Below are 18525 nucleotides of genomic sequence, written 5' to 3' on the forward strand. Positions count from 1 at the left end.
GCTTCCTGTGATTTTATTCCGGTCAAATTCCCTGAAAACAGCCGTAAAATGATTTGACACAGGGCGATAAAATAGGCATATTATGCGGCCTTTAAAGAGTCCCGGTTTAGTTTTTAGGAGTGTTACCTTGGCTAACATTAAGTCTGCTAAGAAACGCGCTATTCAATCAGAAAAGCGTCGTCAGCAAAACGCAAGTCAGCGCTCAATGATGCGTACTTTCATTAAGAAAACCTACGCAGCAGTGTTAACTACTGATGCAGTAGCCGCACAAGAAGCGTTTAAGAAAATGGTTCCAATTCTGGACCGTATGGCAGACAAAGGTCTGATCCATAAAAACAAAGCAGCTCGTCATAAGTCACGTTTAAATGCCCACGTTAAGGCATTGGTAACTGCTGCTTAATTGACCAGCTCACAAAGAAACGCCGAAAGGCGTTTTTTTGTATCTGCTGCGTCCTGTCTGCAGGGCCGGCGCTAACGAAGAATTTCGGGATTTTTGGTTTCTACCACTCTTTCCGGCCTTTGTCAGAAACAAAAAACCAGCCTTGTGGCTGGTTTTTTTATTTCCCCTGACTAACTGCGGGCCTGAGGTAACTCCATGTCTGCCTCAGTCCAACAATAATCAGGCGGTTTTAGCGCAATACAATGAATGCATCAAACCGATCACAGCTTCCGCTTCTTTACTATTCATACTGTAAAACACTGTTTGCGCTTCTTTGCGGGTTTTCACCAGCTTGTTGCGGCGTAGCAGCGCCAGGTGTTGAGATAAAGCAGACTGGCTTAAACCCAGCTTTTCATTCATCTCGCCAACTGATAATTCACCACTGAGGAGATGGCACAGGATTAACAGCCGACGTTCATTCGATACAGCTTTCAGCAGTCTTACCGCTTTAGCTGAATTGTTCACCATATCTTGTAAGTTCATGTTGTTTGCACCGTGCATGTCTAGACGTCTCATTATCTAACAGCCGGGTTGCGGCTTACAATAGATTTTTGTGAAATAGTTGCTTTTTTTTTCTAATTATTTAACTTTCAAAGTATTTTATTTCACTCTCATTCACCTAAACCAGCGCAATAAAAACTATCCTGCACAGGCTTGTAACCCAATCATGGCGCGGCATCAGCGCACCAGAGCGAAAATTATACCGTGCTAATTAAGCAATTGCACACCAACAAATTGTTAACTTTTGTATATTTTCGCTTGGCAGAGGCTGCGACTAATCCCATGGCAAATGAGTTACCCTGCCCTTCTGCGGCAAAAGCGCTCTGTGTTAGATTGGCACTGTTATCATTCAACTATAAAAATCCAGGAATATGATGAATTCACTCAAACCGCTGTTATTGAGCCTGCTGCTCAGCCCATTGCTGAGTCAGGCAAATACCAAACCGTTAAACGAACAGTTGGCTTACCAATTGACCGAAAGCCTGACCACTGAAGTGGGACCACGACTGGCCGGCAGTCCTGGCGATCGCGCATCAGTGGCCTGGGCCACCAAAAACCTGCAGGCGCTTGGCTTTGACAAGGTCTGGACTGAAGAATTTGTCACGCCTTACTGGCAACGTGGTCAGGCCCGGCTGGAAATACTGTCGCCATATCCACAGGCCTTGGTACTGACCGCACTGGGCGGTTCGGTAGGAACACCAGCCAATGGTATCGATGCCAGTATAGTGATGTTTGACAGTCTGGAATCGCTGCTGGTTGCCAAGCCTGAACAAGTCAAAGATAAAATCGTGTTCATTAATAAAGCCATGACCAAAGATAAATCCGGCTCACAATATGGCAAAGTCGTCGGTGCTCGCGCCAAAGGGGCAGTTGAAGCTGCCAGACTAGGCGCCAAAGCACTGATTATCCGCTCTGTCGGCACCAGCAGTAATCGTTTTGCCCATACCGGCAAAATGACCTACGACCCGGCAGTCACAAAAATTCCGGCAGTGGCTATTTCTGCACCGGACGCGCAACAATTAGCCAGGATCCTGACAAAAGCCCCTGAAGCGAAGCTCAAATTGCAGCTCGACACCCAACAAACCGAAGATGCCATCAGCCATAACGTGATTGCTGAAATCACCGGTTCTGAACGTCCGGATGAAATCGTGCTGATTGGCGCGCACCTGGATTCATGGGATCAGGGCACAGGCGCGCTGGATGATGGTGCTGGTGTGGGTCTGGTGATGGCAACTGCGGCGTTGATCAAACAACAAGGCCAGCCAAAGCGGACGATCCGCGTCGTGCTGTACGGCAATGAAGAAGGCGGCCTGGTTGGCGCCCGCGCTTATGCCGCAAAACACGCCAAAGAACTGGATAAACATGTGCTGGCATCTGAATCTGATTTCGGCGCTGGACGGATCTGGCAATTCTCGACGAAATTTGGCCCGAAATCTTTGCCATTTGCCGCCGAAATTCAACAGGAACTGACCCCGCTTCAGATCCAGGCAGGCAACAATGACGCTTTTGGTGGTCCTGACGTGTCTGTGCTAAAAGCGCTGGGTGTCCCGGTTGTCAGTCTGGAACAAGATGGTTCCGATTACTTCGACTATCACCACACGCCAAACGACACACTGGATAAAATTGACCCGGCGGCACTGCAGCAAAACCTGCAAGCCTGGATCCGAATGACCAGCAAGGTCGCCAACAGCACTATCGATTTTCGCAAATAATTGGCAGCCCATTACAGCTGTCATGCAGAAAACACCCGGCAATCTCCGGGTGTTTTTTTATGCGGTTAACCAGAAACCCGTTTTGCTGTGGCGTTTGCCGCCGGCCGGCGCTGCAACGCACGTAAAGTCCAGACTTGCAGACCCAGCACTGTCAGAATGACCGCGGAGGGATACATCAGCGTGTTTTCACTGTAAGCCAGCAGTGACAACCCCAGGGTCAGATAACTGAATGGCAATAACTCATAACACCAGAATGGCAACATGCCATGGACTTGTATTGATAAGCGGTGTCGGGTCCGGCGGTGCTCGGAACGCACCACCCACACCACAGCGCCAGCCAGCACAAACAACAACGCTGAAGAAAAAGCATACGGATTTTTCACTGAACATAAAATGGCCAGCCCCAGTCCCATATACATATAAGGTAAACTTTCGTATATCCGTTGCGGCACCATCGGCAGCCTCCATTGACGCTCAAAGGTCTATCTTTGCAGTCTAGCTGAAAGCTTGGCAGCTGCCAGTAACCGAGTTTCACTGCCGACAGCAGCATGAATTGTTTCAACCGCATGGTCCAGCCGGGTCGGCCCGCGTATAATCAACCCTTACCCGCATTGGTGATTTGAAGTATCCAAGATGGCAAATGAAGATTTAGACTTGTTTTTACAGGAAATGTCTGGTGTGAAACGACTGGACGCTGACGTACTGGCTGATGAAAATGGTGCCGGCGCACCGACGTTGGCACAACTGGCCCGGCGCAAGGCGGCTGAACTCGAAGCAGAATATGACCCAAATTACCTGAGTATGGAATATGTCGATTTGGTCAAACCGGATGATGTGTTGGCATATAAAAAAGATGGGGTGCAGGAAGGGGTTTATAAGAATCTACGGCTCGGTAAATATCAGACCGACGCCACGCTAATGCTGCTCGGTAAATCGCTGGTGGAAGCGCGCTCAGCGCTATCGCAGTTCATCCGTGATTGCCATCAGCGCGGTATTCGCACCTTGTTGATTCATCATGGCATGGGACGCGACAGCAAACCACATCCGGCTATTTTACGCAGTTACACTTTTAAGTGGCTGCAACAGATCCCTGAAGTGCTGGCCTGTCATACCGCATTAAAAGCACAAGGTGGTTACGCTGCGACTTATGTGCTGTTACAGAAAAATGCGGAACAAAAACGCGAAAATCGCGAGTTGCATCAGAAACGTTGATCGTACTGCAGTAATAAATCCGGTCAGAACAAGCAGATGATTGCAGCTTCTGCCCGGGTAAATAACGCTGAACAAGCCATCAGGATTACAAGAACGGCAATTGCGGTGAAACCAAAACCACGGCTGGATGCTTTACGCATAGAAGGACCCTTTACTGTAATTGTTATCAGGGTGAAAAATATCTGCACCCAGTTGGTGTCCTGGCCATGTGGCCTGCATTGATCAAGATGATCAACTGTTCCAATACTGGGATCGCTGTCAGTGTAAAGATTTTGCTGTCGGATCACAACAGTTCTAACCATTTGATCCGACACTTTATTCAGTTCTGTTTAAAACGCGTCAGCCGGCTTTGAATATAAGGCGCACATAACGCAATGCGGTCATAATCTGCCGGTAGTGCAGCAACTTCCTGCTCCTCACCAACCACGACAAAACCAGCCTGTTGATAGGTTTTCAGTGCTGCCGGATGATCGTCGCTACAGGTATGCACCCAAACCCGGCCCTGACTCCATTGCTGTGCCAGAGCAATCGCGGCTTGTGCCATCACAGGCCCGAGTCTCTGGCCAATAAACGCCGGCATGATGCCAAAAAATTTCAACTCTACGCTGTCGCCATCCTCCGGATGGCGCCACAACTCGATAAATCCCGCCGGTGTACCTTGTTTGTAAAGTACCCAGGTCCGCACCTGTCCGCTACAGAGATAATCCAGCCAGTCCTGATAGGTCCAGCTCAACCGGCTGAACCAGCCCCAAGGGGTCCCCACCGCACTGAACAGGAACTGACTCAGTTCCGGACTTGGCAGTTCTGCTTCGACCAGACTGAAACCTGCAGGCCATTCTGGTAACTGTTGTACTTCCCCCTGATAATCCAGGTACCAGGTTGTCACGATCGCATCGGCATTCAGGCCTTGTGACATATTTAATTCCTTTGAAATCAACTTATTTAGTTTGGATCCGCTGCAATAGTGCTGCGATATGTTGTTGTGCGGCTTCGGTTTGCAACGACTGAAATTGCTGGCGGAATTCAAAGGCGACGGCATCATCCTGACGGTAACAACTGCGTAACTGCAACATCGAGGTCTTGGTTTGTCGCACCAGCGCTGTCGGGAGTGTCGACAAGTGCGCGCACAGCTGTTTAGCCCGCGTCAACAGAATTTCCTCGTCGACCAGTTCTTTGACAAAACCTTGTGCCAGCGCTTGTTGCGCCGACAAGCGCTCACCGGAGAAAATCATCGCTGCCGCCTGCTGCCAGCCTACCAACTGCGGCAATAACCAGCTGTGGCCGCCACCAGGGTGGATCGCCAGATTAAAGAACCGGCTTTCAAACCAGGCTTCTGGGCTGGCCAACCGGATATCACAGGCCATCGCCAGATTCATACCGGCGCCTAACGCCGGACCATTAACTAAAGCGATGGTAAAGAGTGGACTCTGGGCTACCGAGGTGAAGGCTGAATAAATTTGTTGCAGCTCGGTGCCATCGCCCTGTGCCGCCAACTGCAATGCAGTCAGATCTGCACCGGAACAAAAGGCTCCCGCCTGGCCGGTCACCGCTAAGGCTTTGATCGCCGGATTATCCAATAAACCTTCAACTGCCTGAGCAATTTCAACTGCAGAAGCTGGGGTTAACAGATTGCGTTTTTCGCTGCTGACCAAAGTCAGTACAGCCAGATGATCGATGATTTCTAACGTATATGCAGCCATCAGTAGCCTCTTGTACGGTCGACCTGATTCAGCAGTGGCAGGCCAGCCTGCACACGGCGGTAATTTTCAGCAATTTGTGCCACTGCAGTTTCCGCATTGGTGACCGCTGAAATATGCGGTGTCAGCAGGATACCGGGTGTGGTCCAGTACGGGTGCCCCGCCGGCAACGGTTCAACCCGAAACACATCGAGACAAGCCGCAGCCAGCTGACCCGTTTGCAATGCGGCCAACAGTGCCTCGTCATCAACAATAGCGCCGCGCGCGACATTGACCAGAATGGCACCGGTTTTCAGCTGCGCAAGGCGTGTCTCATCCAACAGATTTTCGGTGGCCATAGTGAGCGGCAACAAACAAATCAGCAAGTCAGCTTGCACCACTGCGTCAGCGAACTGATCATCACCTGCAAAACACTGAACACCGTCGATCTGACGCAAACTGCCAGACCAGCCGCTGACACGATAACCGAGGCCTGCAAAATGACGTGCCGCCGCACTGCCGAGTTCCCCTAAGCCCAATACCGTGATGTAGCGAATCTTACGCGGTGAACGCGGTTTCCATAACTGCTGTTGCTGGTTGTTGCCAAATTCATCAAAGCGTAGCCGGTAATAATTCAGCACAGTATCGAGATATTCCAACATGGACGCGGTCAGATGCGGGTCGACGATCCGTGCCAAAGGTAAAGACGCAGGCAAAGTCGTGTCTGATAAGATGCTATCGACCCCGGCGCCAAAAGATTGTAACGCTTTAAGCTTTGGCAGCGACGCGACAGCACCAGCAGGTTGCTTCCACACCACGGCAAATTCGATAGACTCCGGCTGGCTGATATGCGGCCAGACTTCGATTGTCACTTCAGGCAGCTGTTGTTGTAGTGCGGCAACAACAGTATCAAGTTTTCGGTCCGGAATAATCAGCGCGATGCTCATGAAGGACTCAACAGAAAGATACAGACGCTCATTCTAAACAGCCCCGTCACCGCCTGACCAGCCTGCTGTTGTCACAGCCGGTGGAAATTTCCGCAAATTGCCATAATTCTGTGACCGGACTGTCATACAGCCTGCTTAGCCTAAGCCCACATAAAAGGCGAATATCTGAACGGGCGCCGGGAGCATGGCATGTTAAATGTGGAACAAGTGGTCGAGCGGCATTTGCCGCAACTGAACAATAACAGCTGGCTGGCCAAACCGGTCAAAGGCGCGCTGAAACATCTGTTACACGAAGATGAGTTTCAGCGTTTTGCCGCGCAGTATCCGCATCTGTACGGTCTCGATTTTGTCGAACAGGTACTCGATTATTTTTCTTTTCGCTGCCAGGTACGGGATAACGAACTGGAGCGCATTCCGGCTGCTGGCCGCGTCGTCATTATCGCCAATCATCCGATAGGTTCGCTGGATGGACTGGCGCTGATTAAATTAGTCAGCGATATCCGGCCTGATGTGAAAGTGGTCGCCAACCAACTGCTCGGCAGTATTGGTCCACTACGTGATTTGTTGTTACCGGTCAATAACATGCAAGGCGGAACTGATCGTCGTTTGCTGGACAATATCGGCGCGCACCTCGCCGCCGAAGGCGCTGTGATTATGTTCCCGGCTGGCGAAGTGTCCAGGCTCAAACCCAATGGCGTGCGCGACGGTAAATGGCAAGGTGGCTTTTTACGCTTTGCCCGTGCCGCCAAAGCTCCAATCCTGCCGATTTATCTCGATGCACGCAACTCACTGCTGTTTTATGGTGCCTCGATGTTGTACAAGCCGCTGTCGACCATGCTGCTGGTGCAGGAAATGTTTAAGCAAAAGCATAAACATATGGGCCTGCGCATTGGCGATATGATCCCGTACGACAGCTTTGCCCAGCCGCTGCTTGACCATAAAACTATGGTCAAGGTGTTTAAAAAGCATTTATACCGACTGGCGAAAGACAAAGCTCCATTGCTGAAAACTCAATCGGCCATCGCCCATCCGGAAGACCGGCAGGTGTTGAAAAAAGCGATTGGCCAGTGTCAACGCCTGGGCGAAACGGCAGACGGCAAACAGATTTATTTATACCAGCCGGAACCCAGTTCGGTGCTGCTGCGCGAAATCGGCCGGCTGCGCGAAATTGCCTTTCGCGCCGTCGGTGAAGGCAGCGGCAAACGCCGTGATACCGACAAATACGACAGTTATTATCAGCAGCTGATTTTGTGGGACAACGAAGAGCTGGAAATTGTCGGCGCTTATCGTTTTGCCGAAGTGGCGTCTGTGATGGCTGAACATGGTCAACAAGGCTTATACACTGCATCACTGTTTCAGTTCAGCGAACAACTGCAACCGGTACTGGCGCAGGGACTGGAACTGGGTCGCAGCTTTGTCCAGCCGAAGTACTGGGGCAAACGCAGCCTGGATTACCTGTGGTACGGCATCGGCGCTTATTTAAAACAACGACCGCAGATCCGCTATCTGTTTGGCGGCGTTAGCCTGTCAAACAGCTATCCAAAAGCAGCACGTGATTTGCTGGTGTATTTCTATACGTTGTATTTCAGCAGTGAAGATGACAGCGCCTTGCCAAACCGGCCATATGCGCTCGACATCACCACTATGCAGCAACTGCAGCAGCATTTTAGCGGCGACAATTACACCGAAGACTTTGTTCAGCTCAAACACCTGCTGGCCAATATGGGGCTGGCTGTGCCGACCTTATATAAACAATACAGCGAACTGACTGAACCCGGCGGCGTACAGTTTTTATCTTTTGGCGTCGACCCTGAATTCGCCGACTGTATCGACGGCCTGGTACTGGTGGATATCAGTAAGATCAAAGCGGCAAAACGGGCCCGGTATCTGGGCGACGAATAAAAAAACGCCGGCAAATGCCGGCGTTTTCTTTAACTACAACAGGTTAAATCTGTGGCTGTTTAATCTTCGAGCCAACCAGACCGTAATAGCAGATATAGACGTAACAGAATACCGGCACGATAAAGCTCAGCTGTAAGCCGATACTATCCGCCAGCACCGCCTGTAACACCGGCACCAAGGCACCACCGACAATGGCGGCACAGAGTACACCGCTGCCGTTACTGGTGAAACGGCCAAGGCCCGTCACCGCCAGACTGAAAATAGTCGGGAACATAATAGAGTTGAACAAGCCAACTGCCAGTAAAGACCACATCGCCAAAGCACCACTGCTCACAATTGCAATGATAACCAGAGCGGCAGCGACCACTGCAGTAAATGCCAGCACTTTACCGGCTGAGACTTTTTGCATCACCGCTGCGCCGATAAAACGGCCAACCATAGCACCGCCCCAGTAATAGCTGAGGTAAGCGGCGGCTTGCGCTTCCGGCATGCCGGCAATATGCGGCTCACCCATAAAGTTCACCAGGTAACTGCCAATCGACACTTCACCACCGACATAAACAAAAATCCCCAGTGCACCCAACACCAGATGGCTGTATTGCCAGGCTGAACCCGGATCAGCATTTACTTTTTCATCGACATGGTGTTCTGAGACTGTTGGCAGATTTAATTTGGCAAACACGGCTGCGAGCACCAGCAATGCGCCAGCCAGCATCAGATAAGGAATTTGTACCGCTTCGGCTTCCTGTAATTTATGTTCCGCAGTACCGGCTGCTGCGGTCACTGCGCCCATAATCATCAGGCCACCAAACCAAGGGGCAATCGTGGTACCGAGCGAGTTAAACGCCTGTGTCATCGACAAGCGGCTGGAAGCAGTTTCTGCCCGGCCAAGCGCTGTGACATATGGGTTTGCCGCGACTTGTAAAATAGTGATACCGGCTGCCAGTACAAATAAAGCACCCAGAAACAACGCATAGGTCTGCGTTGCGGCCGCCGGATAAAACAACACGCAACCGCTGGCTGCAATCAACAAACCAATCACAATACCACGCTGATAACCGGCGCGACGCACCAGCAAACCTGCTGGCAGCGACACCAGAAAATAAGCGCCAAAGAAACAGAACTGAATTAACGAGGCCTGGGTGTAACTCAGGTCAAACACATTTTTCAGATGCGGGATCAAAATGTCATTCAGACAAGTGATAAAACCCCAGATAAAAAACAAAAACGTCAGGCTGGTCAGGGCAAAACCATGATTCTGCCCGCTGGCGTTGCTTTTATAGGCCTCGCCGGATGGTGTGGTTACTGACATACAATTTCTCTTGTTATGGAAAAGTCTATCCTGTGCGTGACTAAAGCGGCCAACGCGGTCTCTCCCCTCTGTCAGTCAGAACTGACGAAGCCCGCAGCCAGATTTAGCTATTTGTACTATACGCATCAATATCCGGCTTGCAAACACCCCAACTCCGCCATACGTATGTAAGTTTTCAACATTTCAGCCGTTTTGTTCCTTTTAATACGCCAAAACCTACGAAACAGCAAAGTTTGTTTTACATCAAACTTTGGCGCTGCAAAGGGGCTTGTTGCGGCAAAAGCTTGATCCAGCCCAAAGTTTTGCCGGTGCAGAGGCGCACAATGGCCGCAGTTAAACAAGACCTGTGTCTCTGAAGGAAAATAACATGAACACCAAACTGAATCTGTGTGTACTGGCCCTTGCTGGTTTCACTGCTGCGGCATCTGCCAATATTTCTGTGAACGTCGGCGCCATCACTGTGGCACCAAATGACAGCAGCAGCTCATTAAACGTGGTGGAAAAAGTTGCCGGTTTACCAACAGGATCAACGGCAGTCTCAGTCGACAACAACACCCAACTGGGCCTGACATTCGATTACAAAATTGATAAAAACTGGACCGCTGAACTGATTGCAGCCACGCCATTCAGCCATGATATCGCCGTCAAAGGCTCAGCCATTGATGGTCTGGCGATTGGCAACACCAAACAGCTGCCACCGACTTTATTAGGGCAGTACCACTTTGATCTGGGCAACAGCAACTTTGACCCATTCGTTGGCGCTGGTCTGAACTACACCAAATTCTTCGACGAGTCTGCTTCAGGTGCTTTAAAAACAACATTACAAGCGCTGAAGGTCACCACCGCGACTGATGACGTCGACCTGAAGTTAAAAGCGAGCTGGGGCCTGGCGCTGCAAGCTGGTTTTAACTACAAACTGAGCGACAACTGGGGTCTGCACTTTGTCGCCACAAAAATGGATATCGACACTACAGGTGAAGTCCGCGTCAATAACAACGTGATCCAAAGCGTCGACGTACAAATCGACCCAATGGTTTACATGGTTGGCGTGCGCTGGAGCATGTAATTAAGAATTTATCCTGCGGCAAACGGGATAAAACACAGGCAGGCAGCCAGTGTAGCAGCACGGACGGTGCAGAATAAGGGGGAACAAAACAGCGGCTTTGCCGCTGTTTTTATATCCAGGATGGACGGTATGGAGAATCAGGGATCTCAAAACGCCAAGCTGTTGGCGTTTTGCCTGTGAACACCATGAGCTCTGCGAATGGTAAATGCAGGCACGTGGTGCACGGTACGTGGTACCCAGTGCGTGGTACCCAGAGCCTTCGGTGATGTCGAAGATGGACAGGAAAGCAGGGCTACTTTATCGGCCAACCCCCTGCTGCAGCGCCGGTAACGTCAGCACCCGATCGGCCGAGGCAATAGTCTCAGGGCGATGTGCGATGATGATGCGGGTAATTTGCAGCTGCTGTAAGGCGCTGCTGACCACAGCTTCTGTTGCCATATCCAGATGACTGGTGGCTTCATCTAAAAACAGAATTTTCGGTCGCCGGTACAAAGCTCGCGCTAATAATATCCGTTGTTTCTGTCCACCGGAAAGGGCTGAGCCCATATCACCAATCAGACTGTGATACGCCATCGGCATCCGGCTGATATCATCATGCACTGCAGCCAGTTTGGCACACTGTTGTGCCCAGTCATCATCAGGCTCGTCCGCAAAAAAACAGATATTGTCGCGGATAGAGCCCGACAGCAGCTGATCATCCTGCATCACTGCGGCGATCTGATTACGATAACACGCCAGACTGAGCTGACTGAGCGGCACACCGTCGACCCGTACTTCACCTTGTTGTGGTGTAAAAAGCCCCAGCATCAACTTTAGCAACGTGGTTTTGCCACAGCCGGAAGGCCCGACCACGGCGACAGATTCACCCGCCGCGACGTCCAGGCTGATCTGCTGCAACACCAGTGCGCCAGTGCTGCTATAAGCAAAACTCAGATTATCGACGCTGATCTGACCGCTTAGGACAATCTCACGCTGGGCTACACCGCCCTGCTTGTCTTCGCGCGGTGTGGCGACAATATCCGCCAGCCGGGCAAAATGCAGATTCAGCATTTTCAGCGCCAGCCCTTTGTCAATCAACCGCGACATCCGTTCCATAAACTGGCTTTTATAGGCAATAAAAGCAAACAGCATGCCGGTACTGAAACCACCATCCAGCACCAGCAAAGCACCAAAATAAATCACCAGCACATGTTCAATGCCAGTCAATAACTTATTGATGTGCTGAAAACTTAAATTAAACACACCAAGCTGAATGCCCCGGTTTGCCGCCACCACATATAAATGCTGCCAGCTGGCTTCGCGTTTGGCTTCGGCACTAAAGAGTTTTAACGTCTGCATGGCGCGGACCGTTTCAATCTGATGGCTTTGCACCTGCGCCTGCGCCACAATTTGCTGTTCCGACACTTTGCGGTACTGGTGATACATCAACAGTTGTACGATGCCGTAACACAGCAGTGCCATCAGCACGATCAGACACAATAACGGGCTATACCACAGCAGCACCGCCAGGATCGCGACCGCCATCAGGCCATCAATCACCGCCTCCATCACGCCGCTGGTCAGTAATTCCCGTACTTGTTGCAGCGAGCCAAAACGCGACAACACATCGCCAATCTGGCGTTTTTCGAAGTAACTGAGCGGCAAGCGGATTAAATGATGCAGCAGATTCGCTGCCATCTGGATATTCATCGCACTGTTAAAGTGGAGTAACACAAAAGCACGCAGCACGGAGGTGCTGATTTCAAACAGCAGCAACAAGCCAAACCCGAGTGCCAGCACCAGTAACAAACTGCGGTCGGCACTGAGCAGCACATCATCGACCACCAGTTGCAGATAATAAGGCGCGACCAGCGTAAACAGCTGTAATAACAGCGACAGACTCAGGATCAGCGCCACTGAGCGCTTCAACCCGCTGATATTGGACCAGAAATCCCGCAGACGCAGGCCGGCTTCAGCCGGTCTTTGGCTGAAATCCTGTGTCGGTAACAACTCGAGCGCAACGCCAGTGAAATGCTCTGACACTTCGGCGAGGCTCAGTGTGCGCTCGCCCCGCGCCGGATCGTGGATCACCAGCTTGCCGCGGCGCACTGATTTCAGCACGACAAAATGATTCATATCCCAATGCAAAATTGCCGGCAGTTGTAACTTGCTAAGAGCCTCCGGCTGCAGTTTCAGTGCGCGGCCACTTAGTGCCAGACGACTGGCAAATTCGACCAAATCTTTCATGGTGCAGCCAGCAATCGAACTGCCAAACTCAGCGCGTAGTTGCTGGATATTGAGATGATGACCGTAAAATCCGGCCACCATGCCGAGGCAGGCAATACCGCACTCCGCCGCTTCGGACTGCAATAACACCGGTAGCCGCTGGGCGGGCCATAACTTCAGTTGGCTTGCGAGCTGACTCATCAGAATTGTCCCCGTAAGGCCAGGATCGGGTCAAACAACCACTGCCATAAATTGCGTTGTTCGGTGATTAAATCTGCCTGCAAAGTCATGCCGGCTTTGAGCGGCAATTCCCGTTGATAGGCCTGAATGGATTGACCATTGAGGCGCACTTTCAGCCGGTAGCTGGGCTGCTGCAGTGCGACTTCTGCTACTTCGGATGGCAATAACACGGTGTTACTCAGTTCATGCACAACACCGCTGAACACCCCAAAGCGCTGAAACGGGAAGGCATCGTAGCGAATGCGTACCGGCTGACCGGCACTGACAAAAGCAATAGCCCGGGTTGGTACGTACAGGATGGCTTCCAGCTCGGCATTGACCGGCAACAGCGTCAGCGCCACAGCACCGGCGTCTAAGGTTTGACCGGCGCTGACCCGAAGCGCACTGACCTGCCCATCCACCGGTGCAGTCAGCCAGATCTCCTGCTGCTGCTGTAGTTCGGTGCGTTGGTTTTTCAGTGCGGACAGCTCATTCGCCAGCTGCGCCAATTCAGTTTGCTGACGCAGCGGCAATTGGCTGAGTAAATCCTGATTTTGCTGCAGCTGTTGCTGTAATTTCAGCTGCTCAGACTGCAGGCTTTTTTCCTGCTGTTGCAGGGCCAACAACGCGTCTTTTTGTTTATTGATTTCAAGGCCAGAGATATAACCGCTGCCGGATAACTTCTGTAACTGTGTCAGCTGCTGCTGATTAATCGTCAGACGTTCACGAAAGGTCACCAGCTGCTGCGCCAGTTCCTGCAAGCGGGCTTTGTCATTAGTGATTTGATTCTGCAGCGCTTGTTGTTCCAACTGATGGCGCTGTTGCAACTGTAGCTGCTCGGCAATTTTGTTATCCAGCATCCGGTTCATTTCGGTTTGCAGGCTTTGGCTTAAATCGGTCTGACCGGCACCAATTTTACTGCTGCGTAGTTGTAGCAATGGCGTGCCGGCTTTGACCAGCTGACCTTCCTGCACATTGAGTTTGCTGACCACACCACTGTTTTGCGCCTGCACCCGCACCTGGCCCTGCACCGGCTGCAGCAGTCCTTGTACGGTTTCTTTGCGGGTATAGTCGGCGCTAAGCAGAAAACTGATGCTGAGCACCGCAATAACCAATAACAGCAGGCTCAGCCATACCAGCTGCGGCGGTCGGGTCAGGTTGATTTGGCCTTGCAGGCGCTGTTGCTGCCTGGCCAGCACTTCGGGGCGGAAAATTGAAGACATCGGGTCGCTTCTGTTGGAATTGTTATAGCGCGTCACTGCGTGGGGTTCAGCTTAAATCGAACAGCAGCCAGAGTGCAACCGGCAATAAATGGCGGTGCAGTACCATGCCTACAAGCCGACGAAGTATCTGTAGCGGACACCAAATAAAAAACCAGCCGAAGCTGGTTTTTTAACAGACTGAGGTCAGCAGATTAACCCAACCAAACCCGCGCGTTGCGGAACATGCGCAGCCATGGACTGTCTTCCAACCACTCGTCCGGGTGCCAGCTGTTGCTGACGGCACGGAACACACGTTCCGGGTGCGGCATCATAATAGTGACGCGGCCATCGGTGGTGGTCAGTGCTGTGATGCCGTTGGCAGAACCGTTCGGGTTGGCCGGATATTGGGTCGTCACCTGACCATAGTTATCGACAAAGCGCAGCGCGATAGTGCCACTTTGCTCGGCAGCCGCTAAGGCTGCGCTGCTAACAAACTCAGTATGACCTTCACCGTGTGACACTGCGATTGGCATCCGTGAACCGGCCATGCCAGCGAACAGCAATGACGGGTTTTGTTGCACTTCGACCAGGCTAAAGCGTGCTTCAAAGCGTTCAGATTTATTGCGGACAAAACGTGGCCACAAATCAGCGCCCGGGATCAGCGATTTCAGGTTCGACACCATCTGACAGCCGTTACAAACGCCAAGTGTGAACGTCGACTCACGCTCGAAGAACTGGCTGAATTCACGCCGCGCCTGCTCGTTAAACAGAATAGATTTGGCCCAGCCTTCACCGGCGCCTAACACGTCACCGTAGCTGAATCCACCACAAGCGACCAGACCATTAAACTCTTCCAGCTTACGGCGACCACTCAGAATGTCGCTCATATGCACGTCGACCGCAGTAAATCCAGCGCGGTTAAACGCCGCCGCCATTTCGACATGCGAGTTGACGCCCTGCTCACGCAGCACAGCCACTTTTGGTTTAGCACCTTTGAGGATATAAGGTGCAGCGACGTCTTCGTTCAGGTCAAAACTCAGTTTGACGTTCAGACCAGGATCTTGCTGATCGGCCTTGGCTGCATGTTCTTGTGCCGCGCATGCCGGATTATCACGTCGCGCCTGCATTTGGTAAGTCGTTTCCGCCCAGATACAACGCAGACGAGTACGGCTGTCGCTGAAAATCACTGAGTTGCCACGACGAACAGTTAATTCATCGGTGTTGCTGACGGCGCCCAGCACAAAGCTGTTCGCGGCCAGACCATGCTTCGCCAGTACTTGCTGGACATAAGCCAACTCGCTGTCAGCCACCTGGATCACTGCACCGAGCTCTTCACTGAACAATACCGCCAGGTCGTCACCACCCAGGGCGTTGACATCCACATTCCAGCCCGCTTTACCGGCGAAGGCCATTTCCGCCAGCGTGACCAGTAAACCACCGTCTGAACGGTCATGGTACGCCAGCAGTTTTTGTTCATGAGTCAGCTGCTGAATGGCATGGAAGAAATTCGCCAGCAACTCAGGCGATGCCAGATCTGGCGTGGTTTGACCCAGCTGTTTATACACTTGTGCCAGACAAGAAGCGCCTAAGCGGTTTTCGCCCTGTCCTAAATCAATCAGCAACAGCGAGCTGGCGCCTTTGTCAGTTCGCAGCTGTGGCGTCACTGTTTTACGCACGTCTTCGACGCGGGCAAAAGCGGTGATCACCAGTGACATTGGCGCAGTCACGGCTTTGTCTTCGCCGTTGTCCTGCCACTTGGTTTTCATCGACATCGAGTCTTTACCGACCGGGATGGTGATGCCCAGTGCCGGACACAGTTCTTCACCGATCGCTTTGACCGCCTGATACAAGCCAGCGTCTTCACCCGGGTGACCGGCAGCGGCCATCCAGTTGGCCGATAACTTGATGCGTTTTAAATCGCCAATGTCAGTCGCAGCGATGTTGGTGATGGCTTCCGCCACTGCCAAGCGCGCAGAGGCGCCGAAGTCTAACAGCGCGACCGGCGTGCGCTCGCCCATTGACATCGCTTCGCCGTGATAAGTATCCAGCGCAGCTGTTGTGACAGCGCAGTTCGCGACCGGTACCTGCCAGGGGCCAACCATCTGGTCACGCGCCACCATGCCGGTGACCGAACGGTCGCCGATGCTGATCAGGAAGGTCTTTTCCGCAATAGTTGGTAAACGCAACAAGCGCTCGGTGGCATCTTTGATACTGACACCGGCTAAGTCCAGCGCTTTACCGCTGCTTTGTTTTGATGCAACGTCACGGTGCATTTTTGGTGCTTTGCCAAGTAATACCGACAGTGGCAGGTCGATTGGCGTATTGCCGAAATGGGTGTCCGACAGCGTCAGGTGCTGTTCTGCAGTGGCTTCACCGACGACGGCATAAGGTGCGCGCTCGCGTTTACAGATTTGCTCGAATACCGGCATTTTGTCGGCCGGGATCGCCATCACATAGCGTTCCTGCGACTCGTTACACCAAATTTCTAACGGTGACATGCCAGGTTCATCGTTTGGTACGTTGCGCAGTTCAAACTTGCCGCCAACGCCACCGTCGTTCACCAGTTCCGGGAAGGCGTTGGATAAACCACCGGCACCGACGTCGTGGATAAACACAATCGGGTTTTCCGCGCCCAACTGCCAGCAGCGGTCGATCACTTCCTGACAACGGCGTTCAATTTCCGGGTTTTCGCGCTGGACTGAAGCAAAATCCAGGTCTTCAGCCGACTGACCTGATGCCATTGAAGATGCAGCACCACCACCGAGGCCAATATTCATTGCCGGGCCGCCGAGTACGACTAACTTGGCGCCAACCGGTAAATCACCTTTTTGTACGTGTTCTGCGCGGATATTGCCAAGACCACCGGCGATCATAATCGGTTTGTGGTAACCGCGAACTTCTTCCCCGTTGTGGCTTGGTACCTGTTCTTCGTAAGTGCGGAAATAACCGAGAATGTTTGGCCGGCCGAATTCGTTGTTAAACGCAGCGCCGCCGAGTGGGCCTTCGGTCATGATGTCGAGCGCGGATACGATACGGCCCGGTTTGCCAAAGTCAGTTTCCCACGGCTGTTCAAAGCCCGGAATACGTAAATTCGACACAGAGAAACCCACCAGACCGGCTTTTGGTTTGGAGCCCACACCCGTCGCGCCTTCGTCACGAATTTCACCACCTGAACCTGTGGCTGCGCCCGGGAATGGCGAAATCGCCGTTGGGTGGTTGTGGGTTTCCACTTTCATCAGTACATGAATATCTTCGTGATGGTACTGATATTCCTGCGTATCCGGCGTTGGGAAGAAACGCCCTGCTTTTGAGCCTTCCATCACCGCTGCGTTGTCTTTGTATGCAGACAACACATGGTCAGGCGTCTTTTCCATGGTGTTTTTAATCATTTTAAACAGCGATTTCGGCTGTTTTTCGCCGTCGATGGTCCAATCGGCGTTAAAAATTTTGTGGCGGCAGTGCTCAGAGTTGGCCTGCGCAAACATATAGAGTTCGATATCGTTTGGGTTACGGCCAAGTGCGGTGAAGTTACTGAACAGATAATCGATTTCGTCATCGGCCAGCGCCAGACCCATGCGGATGTTGGCTTCGACCAGCGCTGCGCGGCCACCGGCCAGAATATCCACCGATGACAATGGCGCAGGTTCAGCTTTACGGAATAAAGCCTGCGCTTGCTGCAGTTCTGTGAATACCACTTCCATCATACGGTCGTGCAGCAATGCGGCGACTTGTTGCTGCTCTGTCGCTGTCAGTGCGCGCGTGGTGGTCAGGTAATACGCCACACCGCGCTCTAGACGCAGTACTTTGGTAAGGCCACAGTTATGCGCGATATCGGTCGCTTTAGACGACCATGGAGAAATAGTGCCAGGGCGAGGCGTCACCAGTAATAACTGGCCAGCCGGCTGGTGCGATGCCAGCGTTGGTCCGTAGGTCAGCAGTTTTTCCAGCGTGTTGTGCTCAGCAGCACTGAGGCTGTCGGTCACATCGGCAAAATGCATAAATTCGGCGTAAACATCGCTGACAGGCAGTTGGGCCTCGGCACACAGATCGATGATTTTCTGAACTCGGAACTCGGACAGTGCAGCTGCACCACGCAGGATTAACATAGATTTTTTTCCCGTGGGTTGGTCGT

15 protein-coding genes are annotated in these 18525 nt (G+C 52.1%); 5 read left to right on the plus strand and 10 right to left on the minus strand.

What is annotated here, in order from left to right; genetic code table 11:
• Nucleotides 1-127: 127 nt before the first annotated feature.
• On the plus strand, nucleotides 128-400 hold the full coding sequence (gene rpsT / locus ATY27_RS16705; RefSeq protein ID WP_208931732.1) for a 30S ribosomal protein S20: 273 nt from the start codon (nucleotides 128-130) through the stop codon (nucleotides 398-400).
• A 219-nt stretch (nucleotides 401-619) separates the two neighbouring features.
• Here rpsT and ATY27_RS16710 read toward each other — a convergent pair whose 3' ends face one another.
• The gene (locus tag ATY27_RS16710) at nucleotides 620-922 is read right to left on the minus strand and encodes a metalloregulator ArsR/SmtB family transcription factor (RefSeq protein WP_031567555.1); all 303 of its coding nucleotides are present in this window, start codon (nucleotides 920-922) and stop codon (nucleotides 620-622) included.
• Nucleotides 923-1311: 389 nt separating this feature from the next.
• Here ATY27_RS16710 and ATY27_RS16715 point away from each other — a divergent pair, with 389 nt between their 5' ends.
• Complete coding sequence (locus ATY27_RS16715) at nucleotides 1312-2652, plus strand: M20/M25/M40 family metallo-hydrolase (RefSeq protein ID WP_244151349.1); 1341 nt, start codon at nucleotides 1312-1314, stop codon at nucleotides 2650-2652.
• A gap of 65 nt (nucleotides 2653-2717) precedes the next feature.
• Here ATY27_RS16715 and ATY27_RS16720 read toward each other — a convergent pair whose 3' ends face one another.
• Nucleotides 2718-3107: a hypothetical protein gene (locus tag ATY27_RS16720; RefSeq protein WP_208931733.1), complete on the minus strand. Its 390-nt coding sequence runs from the start codon at nucleotides 3105-3107 to the stop codon at nucleotides 2718-2720.
• Between the two features lie 178 nt (nucleotides 3108-3285).
• Between ATY27_RS16720 and smrA the strand changes: the two genes are divergently transcribed.
• A complete protein-coding gene (gene smrA, locus ATY27_RS16725; protein ID WP_208931734.1) occupies nucleotides 3286-3864 on the plus strand; it encodes a DNA endonuclease SmrA in 579 nt (192 codons plus the stop codon).
• Between the two features lie 23 nt (nucleotides 3865-3887).
• Here smrA and ATY27_RS16730 read toward each other — a convergent pair whose 3' ends face one another.
• From ATY27_RS16730 to ATY27_RS16745, 4 genes are read right to left on the minus strand one after another with little or no spacing between them, the layout of a single operon-like run.
• On the minus strand, nucleotides 3888-4166 hold the full coding sequence (locus ATY27_RS16730; protein ID WP_208931735.1) for a hypothetical protein: 279 nt from the start codon (nucleotides 4164-4166) through the stop codon (nucleotides 3888-3890).
• Nucleotides 4167-4183: 17 nt separating this feature from the next.
• Entirely contained in the window at nucleotides 4184-4780 is a 597-nt protein-coding gene (locus ATY27_RS16735) for a GNAT family N-acetyltransferase (protein WP_208931736.1), read from the minus strand.
• 22 nt (nucleotides 4781-4802) lie between these two features.
• Nucleotides 4803-5564 (minus strand): enoyl-CoA hydratase-related protein, encoded by a 762-nt coding sequence (locus ATY27_RS16740; protein ID WP_208931737.1) that lies wholly within the window; start codon nucleotides 5562-5564, stop codon nucleotides 4803-4805.
• On the minus strand, nucleotides 5564-6487 hold the full coding sequence (locus ATY27_RS16745; RefSeq protein ID WP_208931738.1) for a glyoxylate/hydroxypyruvate reductase A: 924 nt from the start codon (nucleotides 6485-6487) through the stop codon (nucleotides 5564-5566). The genes ATY27_RS16740 and ATY27_RS16745 overlap by 1 nt, the downstream gene beginning before the upstream one ends.
• Before the next feature lie 189 nt (nucleotides 6488-6676).
• Between ATY27_RS16745 and ATY27_RS16750 the strand changes: the two genes are divergently transcribed.
• Nucleotides 6677-8389, plus strand: coding sequence for a lysophospholipid acyltransferase family protein (locus ATY27_RS16750; RefSeq protein WP_208931739.1), 1713 nt, complete (start codon nucleotides 6677-6679; stop codon nucleotides 8387-8389).
• Nucleotides 8390-8432: 43 nt separating this feature from the next.
• On the opposite strand, the gene ATY27_RS16755 is transcribed toward ATY27_RS16750, so the two are convergent.
• Complete coding sequence (locus ATY27_RS16755; RefSeq protein ID WP_208931740.1) at nucleotides 8433-9701, minus strand: sugar MFS transporter; 1269 nt, start codon at nucleotides 9699-9701, stop codon at nucleotides 8433-8435.
• A gap of 367 nt (nucleotides 9702-10068) precedes the next feature.
• On the opposite strand from ATY27_RS16755, the gene ATY27_RS16760 reads away from it, so the two are divergent.
• On the plus strand, nucleotides 10069-10767 hold the full coding sequence (locus ATY27_RS16760) for an OmpW family outer membrane protein (protein WP_208931741.1): 699 nt from the start codon (nucleotides 10069-10071) through the stop codon (nucleotides 10765-10767).
• Between the two features lie 297 nt (nucleotides 10768-11064).
• Here ATY27_RS16760 and ATY27_RS16765 read toward each other — a convergent pair whose 3' ends face one another.
• The 3 genes from ATY27_RS16765 to purL form a co-directional block, all read right to left on the minus strand.
• Nucleotides 11065-13173: a peptidase domain-containing ABC transporter gene (locus tag ATY27_RS16765; protein WP_244151350.1), complete on the minus strand. Its 2109-nt coding sequence runs from the start codon at nucleotides 13171-13173 to the stop codon at nucleotides 11065-11067.
• Nucleotides 13173-14414: an HlyD family efflux transporter periplasmic adaptor subunit gene (locus ATY27_RS16770; RefSeq protein ID WP_208931742.1), complete on the minus strand. Its 1242-nt coding sequence runs from the start codon at nucleotides 14412-14414 to the stop codon at nucleotides 13173-13175. Before ATY27_RS16770 ends, ATY27_RS16765 begins: the two co-directional genes overlap by 1 nt.
• A 191-nt stretch (nucleotides 14415-14605) precedes the next feature.
• Nucleotides 14606-18499, minus strand: coding sequence for a phosphoribosylformylglycinamidine synthase (gene purL / locus ATY27_RS16775; protein WP_208931743.1), 3894 nt, complete (start codon nucleotides 18497-18499; stop codon nucleotides 14606-14608).
• Nucleotides 18500-18525: the final 26 nt, after the last annotated feature.

Source organism: Rheinheimera sp. F8, assembly GCF_001518915.1.

What these genes read in the sequence shown, in the direction of transcription:
- ATY27_RS16740 (WP_208931737.1), bottom strand. Translation starts at nt 5,564, where the DNA reads ATGGCTGCATATACGTTAGAAATCATCGATCATCTGGCTGTACTGACT.
- ATY27_RS16770 (WP_208931742.1), bottom strand. Translation starts at nt 14,414, where the DNA reads ATGTCTTCAATTTTCCGCCCCGAAGTGCTGGCCAGGCAGCAACAGCGC.
- ATY27_RS16755 (WP_208931740.1), bottom strand. Translation starts at nt 9,701, where the DNA reads ATGTCAGTAACCACACCATCCGGCGAGGCCTATAAAAGCAACGCCAGC.
- ATY27_RS16730 (WP_208931735.1), bottom strand. Translation starts at nt 4,166, where the DNA reads ATGGTTAGAACTGTTGTGATCCGACAGCAAAATCTTTACACTGACAGC.
- ATY27_RS16710 (WP_031567555.1), bottom strand. Translation starts at nt 922, where the DNA reads ATGAACTTACAAGATATGGTGAACAATTCAGCTAAAGCGGTAAGACTG.
- smrA (WP_208931734.1), top strand. Translation starts at nt 3,286, where the DNA reads ATGGCAAATGAAGATTTAGACTTGTTTTTACAGGAAATGTCTGGTGTG.
- ATY27_RS16735 (WP_208931736.1), bottom strand. Translation starts at nt 4,780, where the DNA reads ATGTCACAAGGCCTGAATGCCGATGCGATCGTGACAACCTGGTACCTG.
- ATY27_RS16745 (WP_208931738.1), bottom strand. Translation starts at nt 6,487, where the DNA reads ATGAGCATCGCGCTGATTATTCCGGACCGAAAACTTGATACTGTTGTT.
- ATY27_RS16715 (WP_244151349.1), top strand. Translation starts at nt 1,312, where the DNA reads ATGATGAATTCACTCAAACCGCTGTTATTGAGCCTGCTGCTCAGCCCA.
- ATY27_RS16760 (WP_208931741.1), top strand. Translation starts at nt 10,069, where the DNA reads ATGAACACCAAACTGAATCTGTGTGTACTGGCCCTTGCTGGTTTCACT.
- ATY27_RS16750 (WP_208931739.1), top strand. Translation starts at nt 6,677, where the DNA reads ATGTTAAATGTGGAACAAGTGGTCGAGCGGCATTTGCCGCAACTGAAC.
- ATY27_RS16765 (WP_244151350.1), bottom strand. Translation starts at nt 13,173, where the DNA reads ATGAGTCAGCTCGCAAGCCAACTGAAGTTATGGCCCGCCCAGCGGCTA.
- purL (WP_208931743.1), bottom strand. Translation starts at nt 18,499, where the DNA reads ATGTTAATCCTGCGTGGTGCAGCTGCACTGTCCGAGTTCCGAGTTCAG.
- ATY27_RS16720 (WP_208931733.1), bottom strand. Translation starts at nt 3,107, where the DNA reads ATGGTGCCGCAACGGATATACGAAAGTTTACCTTATATGTATATGGGA.